The 21649-nt window shown below is 69.1% G+C and carries 17 protein-coding genes; 14 read left to right on the plus strand and 3 right to left on the minus strand.

Going from position 1 to position 21649, the window contains the following annotated elements:
- Nucleotides 1-192: 192 nt before the first annotated feature.
- The 4 genes from ACW17V_RS11525 (at nucleotide 193) to ACW17V_RS11540 (ending at nucleotide 8928) form a co-directional block, all read left to right on the plus strand.
- Complete coding sequence (locus ACW17V_RS11525) at nucleotides 193-1956, plus strand: autotransporter assembly complex protein TamA (protein WP_492105266.1); 1764 nt, start codon at nucleotides 193-195, stop codon at nucleotides 1954-1956.
- Nucleotides 1957-2063: 107 nt separating this feature from the next.
- On the plus strand, nucleotides 2064-6194 hold the full coding sequence (locus ACW17V_RS11530) for a translocation/assembly module TamB domain-containing protein (protein WP_492105267.1): 4131 nt from the start codon (nucleotides 2064-2066) through the stop codon (nucleotides 6192-6194).
- Nucleotides 6195-6298: 104 nt separating this feature from the next.
- Nucleotides 6299-7378 carry an AI-2E family transporter gene (locus ACW17V_RS11535; RefSeq protein WP_492105268.1) on the plus strand — a complete coding sequence of 360 codons (1080 nt, stop codon included), beginning with the start codon at nucleotides 6299-6301 and terminating at the stop codon, nucleotides 7376-7378.
- A 134-nt stretch (nucleotides 7379-7512) separates the two neighbouring features.
- Entirely contained in the window at nucleotides 7513-8928 is a 1416-nt protein-coding gene (locus tag ACW17V_RS11540; RefSeq protein WP_492105269.1) for a DUF2254 domain-containing protein, read from the plus strand.
- A gap of 606 nt (nucleotides 8929-9534) precedes the next feature.
- On the opposite strand, the gene ACW17V_RS11545 is transcribed toward ACW17V_RS11540, so the two are convergent.
- Nucleotides 9535-10467 carry a helix-turn-helix domain-containing protein gene (locus ACW17V_RS11545; RefSeq protein ID WP_492105270.1) on the minus strand — a complete coding sequence of 311 codons (933 nt, stop codon included), beginning with the start codon at nucleotides 10465-10467 and terminating at the stop codon, nucleotides 9535-9537.
- Nucleotides 10468-10620: 153 nt separating this feature from the next.
- Between ACW17V_RS11545 and pobA the strand changes: the two genes are divergently transcribed.
- From pobA to pcaDC, 8 genes are read left to right on the plus strand one after another with little or no spacing between them, the layout of a single operon-like run.
- Nucleotides 10621-11796, plus strand: a complete 1176-nt coding sequence (pobA, locus tag ACW17V_RS11550; RefSeq protein ID WP_492105271.1) for a 4-hydroxybenzoate 3-monooxygenase — start codon at nucleotides 10621-10623, stop codon at nucleotides 11794-11796.
- A gap of 18 nt (nucleotides 11797-11814) precedes the next feature.
- Complete coding sequence (locus tag ACW17V_RS11555) at nucleotides 11815-12540, plus strand: CoA transferase subunit A (protein ID WP_492105272.1); 726 nt, start codon at nucleotides 11815-11817, stop codon at nucleotides 12538-12540.
- Nucleotides 12540-13187 (plus strand): CoA transferase subunit B, encoded by a 648-nt coding sequence (locus ACW17V_RS11560; RefSeq protein WP_492105273.1) that lies wholly within the window; start codon nucleotides 12540-12542, stop codon nucleotides 13185-13187. The genes ACW17V_RS11555 and ACW17V_RS11560 overlap by 1 nt, the downstream gene beginning before the upstream one ends.
- Nucleotides 13184-14383: a 3-oxoadipyl-CoA thiolase gene (gene pcaF / locus ACW17V_RS11565; protein WP_492105274.1), complete on the plus strand. Its 1200-nt coding sequence runs from the start codon at nucleotides 13184-13186 to the stop codon at nucleotides 14381-14383. Before ACW17V_RS11560 ends, pcaF begins: the two co-directional genes overlap by 4 nt.
- 10 nt (nucleotides 14384-14393) lie before the next feature.
- Nucleotides 14394-15107, plus strand: coding sequence for a protocatechuate 3,4-dioxygenase subunit beta (gene pcaH, locus ACW17V_RS11570; protein ID WP_492105275.1), 714 nt, complete (start codon nucleotides 14394-14396; stop codon nucleotides 15105-15107).
- Nucleotides 15100-15750 carry a protocatechuate 3,4-dioxygenase subunit alpha gene (gene pcaG / locus ACW17V_RS11575; protein WP_492105276.1) on the plus strand — a complete coding sequence of 217 codons (651 nt, stop codon included), beginning with the start codon at nucleotides 15100-15102 and terminating at the stop codon, nucleotides 15748-15750. The genes pcaH and pcaG overlap by 8 nt, the downstream gene beginning before the upstream one ends.
- A 20-nt stretch (nucleotides 15751-15770) precedes the next feature.
- Nucleotides 15771-16925 (plus strand): 3-carboxy-cis,cis-muconate cycloisomerase, encoded by a 1155-nt coding sequence (gene pcaB / locus ACW17V_RS11580; RefSeq protein ID WP_492105277.1) that lies wholly within the window; start codon nucleotides 15771-15773, stop codon nucleotides 16923-16925.
- A complete protein-coding gene (pcaDC, locus tag ACW17V_RS11585) occupies nucleotides 16925-18106 on the plus strand; it encodes a bifunctional 3-oxoadipate enol-lactonase/4-carboxymuconolactone decarboxylase PcaDC (protein ID WP_492105278.1) in 1182 nt (393 codons plus the stop codon). The genes pcaB and pcaDC overlap by 1 nt, the downstream gene beginning before the upstream one ends.
- 76 nt (nucleotides 18107-18182) lie before the next feature.
- Here the strand turns inward: pcaDC and ACW17V_RS11590 are convergent, their stop codons facing one another.
- Together ACW17V_RS11590 and ACW17V_RS11595 are read right to left on the minus strand one after the other, a co-directional pair.
- On the minus strand, nucleotides 18183-18623 hold the full coding sequence (locus ACW17V_RS11590) for a MarR family winged helix-turn-helix transcriptional regulator (protein ID WP_492105279.1): 441 nt from the start codon (nucleotides 18621-18623) through the stop codon (nucleotides 18183-18185).
- A gap of 100 nt (nucleotides 18624-18723) precedes the next feature.
- The gene (locus tag ACW17V_RS11595) at nucleotides 18724-19455 is read right to left on the minus strand and encodes a GntR family transcriptional regulator (RefSeq protein WP_492105280.1); all 732 of its coding nucleotides are present in this window, start codon (nucleotides 19453-19455) and stop codon (nucleotides 18724-18726) included.
- Nucleotides 19456-19588: 133 nt separating this feature from the next.
- Between ACW17V_RS11595 and ACW17V_RS11600 the strand changes: the two genes are divergently transcribed.
- Nucleotides 19589-20665: a Rieske 2Fe-2S domain-containing protein gene (locus tag ACW17V_RS11600; protein WP_492105281.1), complete on the plus strand. Its 1077-nt coding sequence runs from the start codon at nucleotides 19589-19591 to the stop codon at nucleotides 20663-20665.
- Complete coding sequence (locus tag ACW17V_RS11605; RefSeq protein ID WP_492105282.1) at nucleotides 20665-21609, plus strand: PDR/VanB family oxidoreductase; 945 nt, start codon at nucleotides 20665-20667, stop codon at nucleotides 21607-21609. The genes ACW17V_RS11600 and ACW17V_RS11605 overlap by 1 nt, the downstream gene beginning before the upstream one ends.
- Nucleotides 21610-21649: the final 40 nt, after the last annotated feature.

Raw genomic sequence — 21649 nt, forward strand, 5'->3', positions numbered from 1 at the left:
CCCCAATCCTCCGGCGCGCAGGACCGCCTGCCTCTCTTCTCAGACCCCGCCTTCGAGGCAGCCCTACCCTCGCTCCAGACGCCGCACCCCTCTATACGCCCGGCCGGAGACCTCCCCTACGACCCTACCCCCGATGCAGCGTTCCAAACGCCCCTGACGCCGCTCGAGGCCTTCGATGCTGCGCCGCCCCGAATGCTCGACCTGACTGATGACGGCGAACGCGCGGCGCAGGTGCGCTACGAGATCACCCTTACGGGGTTGACCGATCCGGACCTGACGGCGCGGTTTCGGGAGCTTTCGGCCCTGCATCGCGGCGTGGGCGCGCCTGCCGTGGCGGGCCAGGTGCGCCTGCGCGCCGACGCCGACGCCGCGTTGCTCGTCCAACTGCTGAACGCGGACGGCTATTACGACGCCGCCGCCACGGCCGACCTGGATCCCCCGACCGGCCGCACCGATCGCTTGGCCGTGGGGCTGACGGTGACGGCCGGACCCCGCTATGGACTCGGGGCCGTTCGGATCACCGGCGCGCCAGCCGCGCCGACCGAGATCGCGCGCGCGGCGCTGAACCTGCGAACCGGCGATCCGATCGTCGCCACGGACATCGAGGCGGCCGAGGCCCATGTCGCCCTGCGCCTGCCACAGGAGGGCTATCCCTTCGCCGAGCTCGGACCTCGCGACATCGTACTCGACGCGGCCACGCGGCGCGGCGACTACAGCCTGCCTCTGGGCGCGGGGCCCCTGGGCAGGTTCGGCGGCTTTCAGGTCGCCGGAAAGCCCGTTTTCGACGCCGAACATGTGCGCATCCTGGCCAGGTTCAAGCCGGGCCAGACCTATGACAGCCGCAAGGTCGAGGATCTGCGCCAAGCGCTGGTGGCCACCAGCCTTTTGTCGGTCGTCGCGCTCGAACCGTTGCGCACCGGAACACCGGGGCCCGATGGCTCGGAGATGGTGGACGTCAGGGTGCGGCAGGTTCCGGCGCCGCCTCGCAGCCTGGCCGCCACAGCCGGTTACGGCACGGGTGAAGGCTTTCGGCTCTCAGGGTCGTGGACCCACCGCAATCTCTTTCCGCCGGAAGGCGCTCTGTCACTGGACGCCGTCGCCGGGACACAGCAGCAGCGCTTGGGCGCCACGCTGCGCCGATCCAACGCCGGCCGGCGCGACCGCACCCTTCAGGCCAGCGCCGAACTGTCTCGGGAGACCCGCCAGGCCTACGACGCACGATCGGCCAAGCTCTCGGCGCGGGTGTCGCGCGACAGCACCCCCTTGTGGCAGAAGCGCTGGACCTACGCCTATGGCGGAGAACTGATCGCCACGGACGAGACCCGGTTCGACGCGGCGAGCGCGGCCAGGCCAAGGGACACATTCCTGATCGCGGCCCTGCCCGCGCAGCTTGGCTTTGACACCTCCGACAGCCTGCTCGATCCCACGCGCGGCTTTCGCGTGACGGGCCGGCTGAGCCCGGAAGTCGCCTGGCGCGACGCGGTGACGCCCTATGCGCGAACGCTGCTGGAGACCACCGCCTATGCGCCCATGGGCGACAGGCTGGTGCTGGCTGGACGCTTGAGATTGGGCGCGGTGATGGGCATCGCGCGCGACGACCTGGCGCCGTCGCGCCGCCTTTACGCCGGCGGCGGCGGTTCTGTGCGCGGCTTTGGCTATCAAGACCTTGGTCCGCGCGACACCGACGGCGATCCCCTTGGCGGTCGCGGCCTGACCGAGATGTCGCTCGAGGCGCGCTTTCGTTGGGGGGACATCGGCGTCGTCCCGTTCGTCGACGCTGGTCAGGTCTATGGCGCCACAAGACCGGGGCTCGATGACCTAAGGGTCGGCGCCGGGATCGGCGGACGCTACTACACGCCCTTTGGTCCTTTGCGGATCGACGTCGCCACGCCCCTGTCGCGCCGCCCGGGCGATCCGCGGGTGGCGCTCTACATCTCCATCGGCCAGGCATTCTGATGGCGATCGATGAGCCAGCCGTTGAGACCGGCCCGCCGGCCAAGGGCCAGGCGCCAAGACGTCGCCTCCGTCGCTGGGCGATAATCGTCGCAGGAGGCCTGACGGCCTTGATCGCGCTGGCGGCGATGGTCCTGCTGGGTTTGAACACCGCGCCGGGGCGCGCCTTCCTGATCGCGCGTCTCGCGGCCTACACGACCGCGTCGGGCCTCAGTGTCCACATCGAACGGATCGACGGTTCGCTCTATGGCAAGATGACCTTGAAGGGGGTGACGGCGTCCGACCCCGGGGGGACGTTCGCCATCATCCCCGAGGCGACCCTCGACTGGCGTCCCCTGGCGCTCCTGCGAAAGACCGTCGATCTTCGCCACCTGAGCGTTCCGAGCGCCCGCCTGCTGCGGCGCCCCGCGCTCAAGCCGACACCGCGCGACCCGAGCAAGCCATTGCTGCCGGACATCGCCGTCATCGCCCCCAACGTCCACATCGAGCGCATCGTGCTCGAACCAGCGGTCACCGGCCGTCGCCACGTGGCCGACCTCAAGGGCGTCTTCAGACTCGCCGGCGGCCGCGCCCAGATCGACATGAGCGCCAGCGCGCTGTTGGGCCCAGGTCTGTCCGGCGGCGATCGCCTCGCCGCGGTGATCGACATCGCCCCCAAGCTCAATCGGCTGCGCCTCGCGCTCGACTTGAACGCCCCGGCGGGCGGCCTGATCGACAGCTATCTGCGCCTGGGAGCGCCCTTGACGGTCGCGGTCGACGGCCGCGGGGACTGGAAGGGCTGGAACGGCCGCGCCCTGGCCAAGCTGGGGACCGCCCCCGTGCTCGACCTGACGCTGGACGCGAACGAAGGCCGCTTCGGCGTCAGGGGCCAGGCCCGCCCCGCCCGACTGGTCACGGGCCCGGCCGCCGACCTGCTGGCCCCCGAAGTCGCCATCGACGCACAGGGCGCGCTGGTGCGTCGTCGTCTGGACGGCAAACTCTCCCTCACATCGGACGCCTTGAGCGTGCGCGCGAGCGGCGCGATCGCGCTCGACACCAATCGGTTCGATAGGGTCCAGGTCGAGGCCAAGCTCCTGCGGCCCGCGACCCTGGCCAAGACCCTGACGGGACGTGACGTCCGGCTGAGCCTGACACTCGACGGGCGCCTGTCGAGGCTGCGGGCGGACTACGCGCTTTCCGCAACCTGGGTGGGCATGGGCGACATCCAGGTCCAGGCCCTGCGCGCGGCGGGGCGTGCTCACCTGACCCCGGGGCGGATCAAGATCCCGATCAAGGTCGCCGCCGGACGCGTCACGGGGCTGAACGCGGCGGCCGGCGGTTCGCTGTCCAACATCACCCTGGGCGGAGACCTTGCCTATGACGACGGGCGCTGGCTCTCGGACAATCTGCGGCTGCGATCGGACCGCATCAACGCCACGGCCGTCATCGTCGCCGACCCGGCGGCGGGACTCTATACCGGCGCCCTGAAGGGCCGGGTCAACGACTACGCCATCGATGGCCTGGGACGGTTCGACCTCATCACCGACGCCAAGCTCACCACCGGCGCTCAGGGCGGATTTGGGTTGCGCGGGTCGGCGCGCGTGACGACGCGGCGGCTGGACAGCAAGCCCCTGCGCGAGCTCTTGGGCGGACAGGGCGTGCTCAGCGCCAAGCTCGAACTGCACCCCGGCGGCGCCCTTTCGGTGGCCGACCTGCGGCTGAAGGCCCCCGATTTTCAGATCGAAAGCGGGAGCGGCGCCTATCGGCCGGACGGTGGCTTGACGTTCCAGGCCGCGGCCCGCTCGCGCCGCTACGGACCCCTGACCTTCACGGCGGGCGGAACCGCGCAGCGGCCGGTTCTGCGTCTGGCCGCCGCCGCGCCCGACATCGGCGTGCCCTTGCGCGACGTCGTGATCGACGCCGTTGGCGGCCAAGACGGCTACCGCGTCACCCTGCGCGGAAGCTCGCCCTATGGGCCGTTCCGCGGCAACGGCGTCTTCAGGGCCAAGCCTTCGCCGACGATCCAGATCGCGGCCTTCACCACCGCGGGCGTGACCCTGTCGGGCGCGGTCAGCCAAGACCCCGCCGGGCCTTTCGCCGGGACACTACGGCTTTCCGGTTCGGGCCTGAGCGGCGCGGCGCGGCTTAGCGCGGCGGGCGCCGTTCAGCGGGCCGATCTTGACCTGCGGGCCGACCAGGCGCGGTTGGCCCTCGCGCCCGTGGTCACGATCGGGTCCGGGCGGGTTACGGCCGCCATCCTGTTGACGCCGAGCGGCCCCGAGATCAGCGGCCAGGCCAGCGTGGCCGACCTGGCGCGCGATGGCCTGATGCTGACCAGCGCCCAGGCCCAGGGGCGCTATCAGTCTGGCCGCGGTCAGCTTGGCCTGGTGGCCAAGGGCCGCAACGCCGTCCCCTTCGATCTGGCGGCCCGGGCCAGCCTGACCCCGCAGACCATCCGGGCCAATCTGACCGGCACGATCAATCGTCTGGCCGTGCGCCTGGCGGCCCCGGCGCAGATCGACAAGGTCGGCCAAGACTGGAGGCTGTCGCCCGTGCGCGTCCAGCTCGCCCAAGGCGAGGCGATCCTTTCGGGCCGCACGGGCGCTTCCAGCCAGCTGAACGCCCAGCTGCGCGAGCTCGACCTGGGCTTCGTCCAAAGCCTCTACCCCAACCTGGCGCTTGAGGGGACCGCCAATGGTCTCATCGAAGCCAGGCAGGAAGGGCCAAACGCAGCCCCCGTCGTCGCCGCCCGCCTGGACATCGCCAACTTCTCACGCGTGGGCCTGGCGACGGCCTCCCCGCCGGTCGATGTCGCGCTGCGGGGTGACCTCAAGGCGGCTGGCGGTGAGGTCCAAGCCCTGGTCAAGCGGGGCGGCGCGACGATCGGACGCCTGAACGCCCGCCTGGGCGCGCCGGCCCGGGTCGGCGCCTGGAGCGAGCGCCTGTCGGGCGCCCCGCTCAGCGGCGGGATTCGCTACAATGGCCCCGCCGACGTCCTCTGGGCGATGACCGGGATCGCCGGGCACGAGGTCAGCGGTCCGATCGCCGTGGCCGCCGACTTTGGTGGCCGGGTGGGACAGCCAACCCTGAGCGGCGTCCTCCGCGCCGACGCCCTGCGTTACGCCAACCCCGCCTATGGCACGGCGATCACCAATATCGCCCTGCACGGCCATTTCACCCAATCGCGTCTGGAGATCGACCGCCTGAGCGGCCGCGCCGGCGCCGGCTCGATCACCGCACGCGGCTGGGTGGGGCTGGACGCGGCCCAGGGGTTTCCCTTGGACCTGCGCGCCACCCTCGACCGCGCCCAGCTTGCCGGCAGCGACGCTTTGGACGCCAGCGTGTCGGGTACGCTGTCTGTGACCAACACGCGCGCGCGCGGGGCGTTGATCGAAGGCGAGTTGAGCATTCCCGAGGCGCGCTATCAGATCGTCCGCCAAGGCTCGGCCGAGGTGGCGGTCCTCGAAGGCGTGCGGCGGCGTGGGTCGCCGGCGCCTGGCGCCGCCCTCGCCGCCGCCAAGACCGCGCCCGTCACCGGACTGCCCGACACCTGGAAACTCAACATCAAGGTTCGCGCCGACAACCGGATCTATGTCAGCGGCATGGGACTGGAGTCGGAATGGGGCGCGGACCTGCGGGTCGGCGGAACGGCCAGCGCGCCATCCGTCACCGGCCACCTGGACCTGGTTCGCGGAACCTATGCGTTCGCCGGCCGGCGATTGGAGATCAGCAAGGCCCAGGTGCGGTTCGATGGCCGCCAGGCGACCAATCCGCTGATCGACATCGCCGCATCGACCACCGTCGAGGGGGTCACCGCCACGGTCAATGTCACCGGGCGCGCCCAGGACCCGCAGATCGCCTTCACCTCCACGCCCGCCCTGCCCCAGGACGAGGTGCTCTCCAGACTGCTGTTCGGATCCTCCATCGGCCAGCTGTCGCCGACCCAGGCGATCCAGGTGGCCGCGGCGCTCAACAGCCTGCGCAACGGCGGCGGCGGCCTCAATCCGTTGGGCAAGCTGCGCGCCGTGGCCGGCGTGGATCGCCTTCGGGTGCTGGGGGCCGACGCCGCCAGCGGTCGCGGCACGGCCCTGGCGGCCGGCGCCTATCTGGGTCGCCACGTCTATATCGAGATCATCACCGACGCGCGGGGCTTTACCGCCACCCAGCTGGAGATCGCGTTGTCGCGGACGTTGAGCCTGCTGACCCAGACCGCCTCGTTCGGCGGCTCGAGCGTCCAACTCAAATATTCCAAGGACTATTAGCGCCATGAAGCCGCAACCATCCGCGCCGGCGGGGCCGGCGACAAAGCCCCTCCGCCCACGCCGCGCCCCGACGCTCTGGCGCAGCAGCCTCTGGAGCCAAGCGCATGGCCAGTGAGTCCTCGTCGCGCGGTCGGGGCGCTGTCCGCACGGTCTCGACCGGAACGCTCGTGCGCGCCGCCGTGGCGCTGGTCGTCACCTACGGCCTGGCCCAGATCGCTGCAAAGCTTGCCAGCCTGTGGATCCTGATCTTCGGCTCGATCGTGGTGGCCGTTGTCCTGCGGTCAATCGCCGATCCGCTGGTCAAGCGGCTCAAACTGCCGGGCGGGCTCGCGGTCGGCCTGGCCGTCCTGATCGTCCTGTCGATTCTGGGCGCGATCGGCTTCCTATTTGGCCGGCAGATTTTCAACCAGATGGATGATCTATCCACGAGCCTGCCGCGCGCCTGGGCGACGATCCAGGCGCGGTGGGCGGCCTCGCCCTTTGCCGGCGTGGTGCTCGACCAATTGAAGGGCTTGGGCGCCGAAGCCGGACGCGCCCTGGCGCGCGCGCCCGGGGTCGCCCTGGCGATGGTCTCCGGGTTTGCGACGCTGCTGCTGGTTCTGGTGGCGGGGGTGTTCCTCGCCATCCATCCCCAAAGCAGCCGCGAGGGCATTCTGGCCATGGTTCCCCTCGCGCGCCGCGCCCGGTTGCGGGAAGTGTTGAACGCCTGCGGCGCGGCGCTGAACGGCTGGCTGCGCGCCCAGCTGGTGTCGATGACGCTCGTCGGAAGTTTCGTCAGCCTTGGCCTCTGGGCGATCGGCGTGCCCGCGCCGGTGGCGCTTGGCCTGATCACCGGCGTCGCCCAGTTCGTGCCGATCGTGGGGCCGATCGCATCGGCGGCGCCCGCCTTGATCCTGGCCGTGATGCAAGGCAGCCAGACCTTCTGGCTGACCCTGGCCCTCTACGCGGCCGTCTCGCAGCTGGAAGCCAATGTCATCACGCCGATGGTGCAAAAGAACCTGGCCTCCCTTCCGGTCGTGCTGGGCATCTTCGCGGTCGTGGGCCTGGGCCTTGTCTTTGGACCGCTCGGCGTGCTGTTCGCCACGCCGCTTTGCCTGGTCGTCTACACCGCCCTAACCATGCTCTACCGGCAGGACATCTTGCATGACGAGGACGCCCACGCGCCCGGCCAGACCAAGCCCTAGCCGCTCGCCCCAAGTCCCCGATCTCGCCCACGCCGGGCAAGCCGCCGGGCCAAGCGTGCAGCATCTCGCCTCGCCAAGCGTTGCCTTCCTCAGGGCCGCGCCACGCCCTGCCATGTCGCCAAGGAGCCCGGCCGATGAGATCCACCTTGCGCAAGCTGGCCGACGACCTGCAAGGCAGCTACTGGTTCTTGCCCTCGATCATGGTCCTGGCCGCCATCGCCCTGGCCGGCGGCATGATCTTCGCCGACACCCACGCCGGGTCGGGCTGGATGGACGGCTTGCCCTGGCTCTACGCCGCGCGTCCCAACGGCGCGCGACAGGTGCTCTCGGTGATCAGCAGCTCGATGATCACCGTGGCCGGCACGGTGTTTTCGGTGACCATCGCCGCGGTCGTCTACGCGTCGGGCCAGTATGGTCCCCGACTGCTCAGCAACTTCATGAGCGACCGCGGCAACCAGGTCACGCTGGGCACCTTCATCGCGACCTTCGTCTACTGCCTGCTGATCCTGCGGACGATCCGCTCGGCCGAGGAGGCCGGGGCGCAGGGCGGCTTCGTGCCCAACCTTGCGCTGTTGGTCGGGGTGGGCTTGGCCCTCTGCTCGATCGCGGTCCTGATCTTCTTCATTCATCACGTGCCGCGCCAGCTGCACATCAACCGGGTCGTCGAGGACGTCGGCGACCGCCTGCTGGCGGGCATCGGCCGGCGCTATCCCTGCTTCATCGGCGCCCCTGCTTCCCATCAAGCCGACGACGACACGGCGCCTTCTATTCCCGCCGCATTCCGGCTGGACGCCAGCGCGGCCGACGCCGCCAACCGGGCCCTGATCGCCGCCCCGAGCACCGGCTACCTGCAGGTGGTGGAGGACGAGGCCTTGATGGCGTACGCCCGCGAGCACGACCTGGTGCTGCGCCTGCAGCATCAGCCGGGCGACTTCATCCATAAGGGTCGCACGATCGTGGAGGCCTGGCCGCCGGAACGCTACGATGAGGCCAGCGCCGCGTCGGTGACCCCAGCCTTCGCGGTCGGCTCCAGGCGCACGGCGCTGCAGGATTTGCGGTTCCTGATCGACGAACTCGTCGAGATCGCCGGCCGCGCCCTGTCGCCAGGCGTCAATGACCCTTTCACGGCCCTGACCTGCCTTGACTGGCTGGGAGCGGCCTGTTCGGATTTGGCGCAGCGCCGGTTGCCGTCACCTCTGAGAGTGGACGAGGAGGGCGCGCTGCGCGTGATCACCCATCCCGTAACCTTCGAGACCTATATGGAGCGCGGCTTCGGGGCCTTGGCCCAATACTGCGCCGGGGACATGGTCGCCGCGCTCGGCTTCATCCGGGCGCTGGGCGCGGTGTCGCTCGGTTGCGATGATGCCGACCGGCTCAAGCTCATCGGCGTTCATGGCGCAAGGCTGGCGGATCTGGCGCGCCCCAGGCTTGCGGGGTTCAATCTTGAGCAGGTGATCCTGCGGGCCGCGCAGTTACAGGCGGCTCTGGCCGAGCCCGACTACAAACGTCGCCTACGCGATAGCGCCGCCTGGCTCGGGGGGACTGGCTAGTCGGCCCCTCCTACGCGCTCGACGTCACTGGACGTTTTGGCGATCGCAGTGATTTGGCGGCCCTGCGCGCATTACCCGCCGACGATCCACTGCTGTCGAGGACGCAAAAAGCCATCCAACAGCTCGACGGAGTCGGCTGACCGGGATGTATGAAGTCTCCGGCCGCCGAACGCGAACCTTGCCAAGGTCCGCTACCCGTTCGAGCGCGGATCGCACCCGGTAGTGGATGTCCCAGATCCTTGATCCGCGTCGCGCCGATGTCTCGGTCAGCGCCATCCGGAGGATTGGCGGTCGTGACTTCAACGGCGATTTCGATCCCGCCCTTCGACACCATGAAATCTGGTGCTGTAAAGCCGCTCTCCGCGATGAACCTAGCTGCTTCGAGGTACGAGAAGCACGCGATCTCAAACAGGCGGGCGTGGAAGGACGCCCCCTGAAACTGAGACACGAAGTGTCCGTTGGGATCGCCCATCCGGCGCCACCCAAGGATAGCGACTTGCGCCCTCGTGATGTTCCAAAAACGCGTCCGGCGCGCGATGGTGGCGCTCGTCCCCTTTTGGCGTCGGCGCCGAACGAGGCCTAGCGAGGTAGATTCTGCCCGCTAGGTTAGCTGCCCAAACTTGTCGTCGAGGAATCCTGGGCGTTCTGAGGGCCAGCGCGCCCAACTGGGGTCGCCAGGCGCTCGGCGCGATAGCGACGAGGCGACAGGCCGGCAGCCTTGGCGAAGAAGCGCGAGAAATAGGCGGGGTCCTCGAAGCCGAGATAATAACCGACCTCGGCGACGGTCATGTTCGAATAAAGCAGGGCCCGCCTGGCCTCCAGTATCATTCGGTCCTGCACCAGGCGTAGCGGCGAAGCGGCGGCGACCTTCAGGCAGGCCGCCCTGAGCCGCGCGACCGTGACGCCCAGCCGCTCGGCATAGGCCTCCATCGACAGGCCCGCGCGATACTGGGTTTCGATCAGCTCGCGAAAGCGCGCCACCAGCGTGGCCTGAACACCCTGGACGGCGGGGCTGGCGGCCCAGGCGTGAACCAGCAACCGCAGGGTCTCGACCAGCACGCTCAGCAGATGGGCTTCGACCGCCGCGCCACCGCCCGGCGCCGTCCAGACCAGTTCGCGCGACAGGCTTTCCAGCGACGCGGCGATCCGTGACTCCGGGCCCAACGGCAGCTGGCAGGGCATGCGGAACAGACCGACGAAATCGGCTTCGCGCTGCGTCAGATCCCGCAGGTAGCTGTCGGCGATGGTCAGCACCGATCCGGTGGTCTCGGCCTCGTAGGCGAAGCCGTGAACCGTACCCGACGGCGCCAGCACCAAACAGGGCGCGGCGAAGGCGATGACCTCGCCGTCGACATACATCACCCCGGCGCCGGACGTGATGTGGAACACGTGGTTGAGGTCAGCGTGGGCGTGGGCGCGGATGTTCCAGTCGTTGGGCCGCGTCCGATCGTCCAAGGCTTCGAGATGCAGGAACTTGCCTTCGACCGTTCTCAGCGGTTCCCCGAACAGGAAAAAGCTCGGAACGGCGGCTCTCTGCATCGATTTTTCGCCTCCACCGAAGTCGCATTGCCTGACCTCAGGAGCGACGAAAAGTCCATCTTTATGACGGCTCTGTCCATCCCAATTCACCGGACGCGGCTTAGGTTTTCCGCAAGTCGCGACAAGCGGCGCTGCAGAAGCCGAGGAAACATCTTGCGCACCCAGGTCGCCATCATCGGCGCGGGCCCGGCCGGGCTCTTCCTTGGCCATCTGCTGAACCAAGCCGGAATCGACGCCGTCGTCATCGAGCGCAAGGACCGCGCCTATGTCGAGGGCCGCGTGCGGGCCGGCGTGCTGGAGCAGGTCACAGTCGATCTGCTGGAGCGCCTGGGTTTGGCGGACCGAATGCATCGCGAGGGCCTCGTCCATGGCGGGACCAATCTGGCCAGCGACGGCGACGTCTTCCGCATCGACATGGCCGAACTGACCGGCGGCTCGACCGTGATGGTCTATGGCCAGCAGGAGGTGATGAAGGACCTGTTCGACGCCGCCGAGACCCGCGGCGTCCAGATCGTGTTCGGCGCCGACGATGTGGCCCTGCACGACATCGACAACGCCCGGCCCTTCGTCACCTGGCGCGAGGACGGCGTCGAGAAACGTCTCGATTGCGACTTCATCGCCGGCTGCGATGGCTATCACGGGGTCAGCCGCGCGGCGATCCCGGCCAATGTGCTCAAGACCTTCGAGCGGGTCTATCCCTTCGGCTGGCTGGGCATACTGGCCGAGGTGCCGCCGTGCGATCACGAACTGATCTATTCCAATCACGAGCGGGGCTTTGCCCTGGCCTCGATGCGATCCCCCACCCGCAGCCGCTACTACATCCAGTGCGCCCTCGACGAGCGTATCGAGGACTGGGGCGACGAGCGGTTCTGGGACGAACTGTGCCTACGCCTGGGGCCTGACGCGGCCTCCAGGGTCACGCGCGGTCCTTCGTTCGAAAAGTCCATCGCGCCCCTGCGCAGCTTCGTCGCCGAGCCCATGCGCCACGGCCGCCTGTTCCTGGCCGGAGACGCCGCCCATATCGTGCCGCCCACCGGGGCCAAGGGCATGAACCTGGCGGTCTCTGACGTGGTCATGCTGTCCGAAGCCCTGGTCGAACACTACCAGGAGAGCTCGACGGTCGGCATCGACGGCTATTCGGCCCGCGCCCTGGCCCGGGTCTGGAAGGCCGAACGCTTCTCCTGGTGGTTCACCAGCCTGACCCACCGCTTCCCCGACCGTGACGGTTTCGACCGCAAGATGCAGATCGCCGAGCTCGCCTACATCAAGGGCTCGCGCGCCGCCCAGGTCACACTCGCCGAAAACTATGTCGGCCTTCCCCTCGTCTAGAAGGCCCCGGAGTTCACCATGAAAAGCAAGATCTACGGCAGCGCGGCGCAAGCGCTGGACGGCGTCGTCTTTGACGGCATGACCCTGATGTCCGGCGGCTTTGGCCTGTCGGGCAACCCGGAAAGTCTGATCCCGGCCCTCAAGGACACCGGCGTCAAGGGCCTGACCGTGATCAGCAACAATTGCGGGGCGGATGGCTTTGGCCTGTGGCAGCTGCTGAACAACGGCCAGATCCGCAAGATGATTTCGAGCTATGTCGGCGAGAACAAGCTGTTCGAGCAACTGTATCTGTCGGGCGAACTGGAGCTGGAACTGAACCCCCAGGGCACCTTGGCCGAGCGCATCAGGGCCGGCGGGGCGGGCATCCCGGCCTTCTACACCAAGACCGGCGTCGGCACGGTGGTCGCCGAGGGCAAACCCGTCGAGACCTTTGAGGGCGAGGCCTATGTCCGCGAGACCTGGCTGCGGGCCGATGTCGCCATCATCAAGGCGTGGAAGGCCGACCCCGAGGGCAACCTGATGTTCCGGATGACCGCCCGCAACTTCAATCCGGTGATGGCTACGGCCGGCAAGATCACGATTGTCGAGGTCGAGGAGATCGTCGAAGCCGGCGCGCTGGACGCCAACACGATCCACACCCCCGGCATCTATGTCGACCGCATCATCCGGTCGACCATCAATGAAAAACGCATCGAGAAACTGACCACTCGCCCGCGTGAAGCCCAAGCTGGGGAGACCGTCTGATGGCCTGGACCCGTGACGAGATGGCGGCCCGCGCCGCGCGTGAGCTGCAGGACGGCTTCTACGTCAATCTGGGCATCGGCATTCCGACCCTGGTGGCCAACCACATTCCCGAGGGCGTGCATGTCACCCTGCAGAGCGAGAACGGCATGCTGGGCATGGGCCCCTTCCCCTATGAGGGCGAGGCCGACCCGGACCTGATCAATGCCGGCAAGCAGACCATCACCATGCTGCCGACCTCCAGCTTCTTCGACAGCGCCCAGAGCTTTGCGATGATCCGCGGCGGCCATGTCGACCTGACGGTGCTGGGCGCGATGGAAGTGGCCCAGAACGGCGACATCGCCAACTGGACGATCCCCGGCAAGATGGTCAAGGGCATGGGCGGCGCCATGGATCTGGTCGCCGGCGTCAAGCGGGTGATCGTGGTCATGGACCACGCCAACAAGGCCGGCGAGAGCAAGGTTCTCAAGCGCTGCGCCCTGCCCCTGACCGGCGCGGCCTGCGTGGACATGGTGATCACCGACCTGTGCGTCTTCGACCTGGATCGTAAGGGCGGCGGACTGACCCTGATCGAGCTGGCGCCGGGCGTTTCCCTCGACGAGGTCAAGGCCAAGACAGAGGCCGATTTCGACGCCGGAGCCTTCGCATGAGCGCTGCCTATCTCTGCGACGGGATCCGCACGCCGTTTGGCCGTTACGGCGGAAGCCTTGCCAAGGTCCGCGCCGATGACCTGGCCGCCATCCCGATCAAGGCCTTGATGGCCCGCAACCCCGGGCTCAACTGGAGCGCGGTGGACGAGGTGGTGCTGGGCTGCGCTAACCAGGCCGGCGAGGACAACCGCAATGTCGCCCGCATGGCCGCTCTGCTGGCCGGCCTGCCCGAGACGGTGCCGGGCGTCACAGTCAACCGCCTGTGCGCCTCGGGCCTGGAGGCCATCGGCTACGCCGCGCGCGCCGTCCTCTCCGGCCACGCCGATCTGGTGATCGCGGGCGGCGTCGAGAGCATGAGCCGCGCCCCCTTCGTGATGGGCAAGGCCGACAGCGCCTTCGCCCGCGCGGCGAAGATTGAGGACACCACCATCGGCTGGCGCTTCGTCAATCCGGCGATGCAGAAGGCCTATGGCGTCGACTCCATGCCGGAGACGGCCGAGAACGTCGCCGCCGACTTCCAGGTCAGCCGCGCCGACCAGGACGCCTTCGCCCTGCGCAGCCAGCAGCGCGCGGCCGCCGCCATCAAGGCCGGCTTCTTCGACGGCGAGATCACCCCGGTCGAGATCCCCGGCAAGGCCGGCCCCACCCTCGTGGATCACGACGAACACCCGCGCGAGACCACGCTGGAGGCCCTGGCCAAGCTGAAGCCCGTCGTCCGCGAAGGCGGCACGGTGACGGCCGGCAACGCCTCGGGCGTCAATGACGGCGCGGCAGGCCTGCTGATCGCCTCGGAAGCGGCGGTCAAGCGCCATGGCCTGACGCCCCGCGCCCGTATCCTGGGCTATGCCACAGCGGGCGTGGCTCCGCGGGTCATGGGCATCGGCCCCGTGCCCGCCACCCAGCGCCTGTTGGCCCGCACGGGCCTCTCCATCGGCGACTTCGATGTGGTCGAGTTGAACGAGGCCTTCGCGGCCCAGGGCTTGGCCGTTCTGCGTCAGCTGGGCCTGGCCGATGACGGCGCCCACGTGAACCCCAACGGCGGGGCCATTGCTCTGGGCCACCCGCTCGGCGCTTCCGGCGCCCGCCTGGCCCTGACGGCCCTGCGCCAGCTGGAAGCCACCGGCGGCCGGCGCGCGCTCGCCACCCTGTGCATCGGCGTCGGCCAGGGCGCCGCGCTAGCGCTCGAACGCGTCTAGGAGACCCACGATGACAAACCTGATCGGTTTCGCGCGCGAAGACGCCGGCCAGCCGCCGTCGCTCTATCCCGCCTATGCCTCGACCGTGGCCCGCTCACCGCGCCAGCCCCTGATCAAAATCCCTCAGACCCTGACCGAGACCACCGGTCCGGCCGCGAACTGGGAGCGGCTGATGGGCGGGTCCCTGGCCGACCTGACCACCCAGCACAAGGCCATGCCTCAAGGCCAGAGGATCGTGGTGTCCGGCCGCGTGCTGGACGAGCGCGGCCGTCCCGTTCCCAACACGGTGATGGAAATCTGGCAGGCCAACGCCGCCGGTCGCTACATCCACAAGAAGGACCAGTGGGACGCGCCCCACGATCCCAACTTCACCGGCGCGGGCAGAGTGATCACCGACGCCGATGGCCGCTACCAGTACGTGACCGTGCGTCCCGGAGCCTATCCCTGGGGCAACCACCACAATGCCTGGCGGCCTTCCCACATCCACCTGTCCCTGCTGGGTCCGGCCTTCGCCACGCGCCTGATCACCCAGATGTATTTCCCGGACGATCCGCTGATCGAGATCGACCCCATCGCCAATGCCGTGCCCATGCCCTTCCGCCAGCGGATGGTCTCGCGGTTCGACATCGAGACCACCCGACCCAACTGGGCGCTGGGCTATCTGTTCGACGTGGTGCTGCGCGGCCGCGACGCCACGCCGATGGAAGACGATCACCATGACTGACCAGATCAATCCCGCCCCGCGCCTCGACAACCAGGACCCGGGCCTGTTTGGCCAGACGCCGTGGCAGACCGTGGGCCCCTTCTTTCACTACGGCCTGGCCTGGAAGGGCGGAGCCGACCTGATCGGCGCGTCAGAGATCGGCGCCCGGCCGGAGCTGTTTCCGCAGGACCACTATGTCCTGAACCAGCCCTCGCCCAAGGGCGCGATCGAGGGTGAGGTCATCACCCTGGAGGGCGCGGTTCTGGACGCCGCCGGCGTCCCCATCGTCGACGCCATGATTGAGATCTGGCAGGCCGACGCCGACGGTCGCTATGCCGACGGCAGCAGCAACACCGGTTTCATCGGCTTTGGTCGATCCTCGACCGACGAGAACGGCGTCTATCGCTTTCGCACGATCCGTCCGGGCCGGGTGGACGACACCCAGGCTCCGCACATCGCCGTCGGCGTGTTTGGTCGCGGCCTGCTCAAGCGTCTGGTCACCCGCGCCTATTTCGAGGGCGACCAGGCCAATAGCGATGACCCAGTGCTGGCCCTGGTTCCTGCCGAGCGGCGGGACACCCTGATCGCCAAACCGGTCGGAGACGTCTGGCGCTTCGACATCGTCTTGCAAGGCGAAGCCGAAACCGTCTTCTTCGACATCTGACGGTCTTGAAGGAGTCGCCCTTGTCCTGCCTGATCCGCGACCGCGCGGGATCCACCGACGCCATGCTGGCGGCCTTCGGCGACGAAGCTCTGCTGCGCGCGGCCCTGCGGTTCGAGGCGGGTCTGGCGCGCGCGCAAGCTGAAGCCGGGCTGATCGCAGCGGAGGACGCCGAAGCCATCGCGGCGGCCTGCGTCGATCTCCCCGATATTGAGGACCTCGCCGATGCGGCGGCCCATGCGGGCACGCTGGCCATTCCGCTGGTGGCCCTGCTGCGCGAACGGTTGGCGGCCAACTCGCCCCGCGCCGCCGCCCTGCTCCACAAGGGCGCCACCAGCCAGGACCTGGCCGACACTGCGCTGATGCTGCAAGCCCAGGCTGGAGCGGCCCTGATCCGCGCCGAGACCGAAAGGCTGGCCTCGGCCCTGACCGCCCTGACCCGAGCCCATGCCGCCACGCCGATGCTGGGTCGAACCCTGCTGCAAGGCGCCCTGCCGATCACCTTTGGCCTGAAGACCGCCGGCTGGCTGCAAGGTGTTGTCGGCGCCCTCGCCCGCTTCGAGGCCGAGACCGTCGCCATCCAGCTTCAACTGGGCGGGGCGACCGGATCTCTGGCGGGCCTGGACGGCAAGGCCATCGAGGTCATCGAACGCCTGGCGGCGATCCTGGGTCTGCCCGCCGCCGTCACCCCCTGGCATGCGCGCCGTGAAGGCCTGGCGGGCCTGGCTTCGGCCCTGGCCATACTGACCGGCGCGGTCGGCAAGATCGCCGGCGATATCGCCCTTCTGGCCCAGAACGAGATGGCGGAAGCCTTCGAGCCGCGCGTCGCGGGTCGGGGCGGCTCATCGGCCATGGCCCACAAGCGCAATCCCACGGGCTGCCAGACGGCCCTGACAGCGGCGATCCGCGCGCCTCATCTTGCCGCGACCATCGTCTCGGCCCTGCCCCAGCAGCACGAACGCGGCTTGGGCGGCTGGCAGGCCGAGGGTCCGGTTCTGGCCGACCTGTTCCAGCTCGCCCACGGCGCCCTGGCGGCCATGGCTCCCGTCATCGAGGGACTGGAGGTCGACACCGCCCGCATGGCCGAAAACCTCGCCGCAGCCGGCGTCGGAACCGACACCGGCGAATCCGAAGCGCTGGTCGCCCGCGCATTGGCCCATTTCGAAAGAGACCGCTGATGGCCTTCGCGACCCACGACGGCGTTCGGATCTACTGGCGGCTGGACGGCGCCGCCGACAAGCCCGCCCTGGTGCTTCTGAACTCCATCGGCACGGACATGGGGCTGTACGACGCCGCCGCCCCGCTGCTGCTGGCCGACTTCCGCCTGCTGCGCATCGACACGCGCGGCCACGGCGCATCCGACGCCCCGGCCGGCGACTACACGCTGGACCTGCTGGCCGGCGACGTGCTGGCGGCCATGGACGCGGCGGGCCTGGCCACGGCCAGCGTGTGCGGCGTCTCGCTGGGCGGCATGATCGCCATGGCGCTGGCCCTGAAGGCCCCGGAACGGGTCGAGGGCCTTGTCCTGGCCTGCACCTCGGCGGCCATGGACGTGGCCGCCTGGGCCGCCCGCATCGCCACCGTCCGCGCCGAGGGCCTGGCGGCCATTGCCGAGATGGCCCTGGGCCGATTCTTCTCCGAGCCGTTCCGCAGCCAGCATCCCGCCACGGTCGAGACCGTGCGCGCCGGCCTGCTGGCCATGAGCGCCGACGGCTACAGCGGTTGCGGCGCCGCAATCCGCGACATGGACCTGCTCTCGCGAGTCTCCGCCATCACGGCCCCCACCCTGGTGATCGGCGGGCTGAAGGACGTCTCGACCCCATTCGCGGGGCACGGCGACCAGATCGTGGCGGCCATCCCGAACGCAAGCTCGGCGATGCTCGACACCGCCCATCTGCCCTGCCTGGAGAACCCCACCGCCTTCGCCGGCGCCGTGCGCGACTTTCTGGCCAGGACGCGCAACGGTCCGAGCATCAGCGAGGCGGCGGAAGTGCTGTTCGAGGCCGGCCTGGTCAATCGCCGCAAGGTGTTGGGCGACGCCTGGGTCGACAAGTCCCTGGCCAAGCGCACGGCCTTCACGGCCGACTATCAGGCGATGATCACCCGCTATGCCTGGAACGAGATCTGGGGCCGTCCGGGGCTGGATCACAGGACGCGGCGCTTGCTGGTCCTGGCGATCTGCGCCTCGCTGGCGCGCTGGGAAGAGTTCCGCCTGCACGTGAAGGCCGGGCTGGAACAGGGTGGCTTCACCCAGGACGAGCTGAAGGAGGTGCTGATGCAGACGGCGATCTATGCCGGCGTGCCCGCCGCCAACACGGCCTTCACCGAGGCCGCCGAGGTTATCGCGGAGCTCGGCTAGAGCCGACTGATCCACACACTCGGCTGGCGTCGCCAGAAAATGGGAATGACGAGAAGACTGCGGGTCGCCGCGTCGACTAAGCGACGTCGTCCGACCGGACCTTCGCCAGCAGGCGGCTGAGCTCGGCGCGTTCAGTCGAGGTGAGCGTCGCAAACGTGGCCTGATCGTGCGCCAGGGTCGCCTGCTCGATTTGTGCGCGCAGGGTCTCTCCGGCGGCGGTGAGGTGAAGCGCGTTGGTGCGGCGGTCCCGGCCGGGGCGCCGCTCGATCGCGCCCAGGATCTCCAGCTCGTCGACGGCCTTCATCGTGCTGGCCCGATTGATGCCCAGGGCGCGCCCCAGGGTGGTCTGGTCGCAGCCGGCGTGTAGCGCGATATAGACGATCGCCGTGGCGCGCGCCGGCGTGACCTTCAAAGGCGCCAGCCGCGCGGCCAGTCTGGCCATGACCCGTATGTCGGCGTAGTGGAGCTGCAGCCCCAACCTCTCGCCCAAGACGCCGAAGGCCGCGATCTCTTCCATATCGATGCCTCAAGCTAAATTTGCACGCCGACGAAACTGTATCTCCAGCTACGCTTAAGGCTTTCCCGTCGGAAGCTCTAGGCTCTTCGCGCCGTTCGTCTCAATCGGAGCGAATGATCAGCGCCGCCCCCACGGGCCGCTCGCCGGCGCCCGTCTCAAAGACCCTGGCGTTGCGGATGGCGGCCCAGGCATGGGCCCGCATGGTCCCCTCGGCGGCCTCGGCGTCACCGCGTATGATCGCCTCGAACACCAGGCGATGCTGGCGATGCGCGGCCAGCAAATGGTCGTACTCCGCCCTCAGATCGGCGAGATCCAGCGCCATGGCCCCCGCGCCGGCGAACGGCTCAAGGTTGTTGCGGGCCAGGGCGGAAGCCAGGGCCGTATTGCCCGCGGCGCCGACGAGCAAGTCGTGGAAGGCCAGATTGTAGGCGCCGTAGCGATCCAGATCCTCCAGGCTCAGGCGCCCGGCGGCAAACAGGGCCTCGCCCTCGTCGATCAGCCCGGCGAAGCGCGCCCGCGTGTCAGGATCCAAGCCGCGCTCGGCCAGGCGGCGCGCCGCGAAGCCTTCCAGCACGCCCCGCACCTCGATGGCGTCGCGGATATGCCCGCCGGACACGCCGCGCGCCGCATAGCCTCGCGCGCCCAGACGCACGACCAGCCCTTCCTGCTCCAGGCTCCGCAACGCCGTTCGGACAGGCATGCGCGAAACGCCCAGCGCGGCGGCCGTCGGGATCTCGGCGATGCGCTCGCCGCTCTTGATCTCGCCTGAGGCGATCATCTTACGCAGAGCCATCATCACGCGCTGGCCCGGTTTCATGCGGGGCATGTCCATGTCCGCAACCCTAGCCGACCCGCCGAGACGCTCACAAGCCATCTATTGGATCCATCTTGACGTCGTCGTCATTGCGATCAAAATTGGATCCAATAGGTCGAACGGGCCGAAAGTACGACGCGAGGAGACGACGATGGGTCCCGAGACGGAGGCAAAGACCGCCCCCTGGCCGCTTGACGCCTGGTACGTCGCCTGCACGCCCGAGGAGATCGCAGACAAGCCCCTGGGCCGGCGCATCTGCGGCGAGGCCATGGTCTTCCATCGCGGCAAGGATGGCCGAGCCGTCGCCCTGGAGGACTTCTGCCCTCACCGCGGCGCGCCCCTGTCGCTGGGCTTCGTCCGCGATGGCGAGTTGGTCTGCGGCTATCATGGCCTGGTCATGGGCTGCGAAGGCCGGGCAACGTCGATGCCGGGGCAACGCGTCGCCGCCTTCCCCGCGATCCGCGCGTTCCCGGTGCTGGAGCGCCACGGCTTCGTCTGGGTCTGGCCCGGCGATCCTGCCCAGGCCGATCCGGCCAAACTCCACCCGCTGTTCTGGGCCGACAGTCCCGACTGGGCCTATGGCGGCGGCCTCTATCACATCGCCTGCGACTATCGGCTGATGGTCGACAACCTGATGGACCTGACACACGAGACCTATGTCCACGCCACCAGCATTGGGCAGAAGGAGATCGACGAAGCCCCCGTCACGACCCGCCTCGAAGGCGAGGAAGTGGTGACCAGCCGCTTCATGGAAGGGATTCAGGCGCCGCCGTTCTGGCGCATGGCCCTGCGCGGCGCGGGCCTGCCCGAGGACGCGATCGTCGACCGCTGGCAGATCTGCCGCTTCTCCCTGCCCAGCCATGTGATGATCGAGGTCGGCGTGGCCCTGGCCGGCCATGGCGGCTACCACGCTCCGGCCGACAAGAAGGTCTCCAGCGTCGTCGTCGATTTCATCACGCCCGAGACCCAGACCTCGCACTGGTACTTCTGGGGCATGGCGCGCAGCTTCGCCGTGGCTGACGCAGCCCTCACCGACACCATCCGCGAGGGCCAGGGCAAGATCTTCTCCGAGGACCTGGAGATGCTGGAGCGGCAACAGAAGAACCTGCTGGCCCACCCAGACCGTAAACTGCTGAAGCTGAACATCGACGCTGGGGGCGTGCGCTCGCGCATGGCCATCGACAAGGCCATCGCCGGAGAAGCCGTCACCCCGGCGGCGTCCGCCTGATGATCAAGGTTCGAGTGGCGTCCCGCGCCCAGGCCGCCGAGGATATCTTACGGCTGGATCTCGTCTGCGCCGAGGGCCGCGACCTGCCGCCGTTCGACGCCGGGGCCCATGTCGATCTCTTCCTGGGCAACGGCCTGACGCGCCAGTACTCGCTGTGCAACGACCCCGCCGATCGCGGCCGCTACCGGATCGCCGTCCTGCGCGAACCGGCCTCGCGCGGCGGTTCGGCCTATGTGCACGAGGCCCTGACCGAGGGCGCGACGCTGGACATCGGCCTGCCGCGCAACCTGTTCGCGCTGGACGAGACAGCGGAGGAACACCTGCTGTTCGCCGGCGGCGTGGGCGTGACGCCGATCCTGGCCATGGCCCGTCGCCTGCACGCGCTGGGCAGCCGCTTCGTCCTGCACTACTGCGCGCGCGAGCGGTCTCGCGCGGCGTTCCTGGACGAGTTGGCGGCGGCGCCCTTCGCCGAAGCGGTGCGTCTGTCCTTCGACGACGAGCCGGACACGCGGCTGGAACTCGACGCGGCGCTGGCCGATCCCGCGCCCGGCCGCCGTCTCTATGTCTGCGGGCCCGGCGGGTTCATGACCCACATCATCGACGGCGCCCTGGCGCGGGGCTGGACTCCGGACCAGATCCGCAAGGAGCACTTCGCCAGCGCGCCCCAAGGCGAGAACCGGCCGTTCGAGTTGCTGATCGCCAGCACCGGACAGGTCGTGCCGGTCGCCGCCGACCAGACCGCCGCCCAGGCCCTGGAGGACGCCGGCGTCTTCGTGCCCGTCTCGTGCGAGCAAGGGGTCTGCGGAACCTGCCTGACCGGCGTGAAGGGCGGTGAGCCCGACCATCGCGACGCCTTCCAGACCGACGCCGAGCGGGCGGCGAACGACCAGTTCACCCCCTGCTGCTCACGGGCGCGCACGCCGCGCCTCGTGCTGGACCTATAGAATTAGGAAGAGCCGGCGCGGCGGCCGCGCCGGCGACGAA

This window comes from Caulobacter sp. FV2ye17ST (assembly GCF_058680955.1).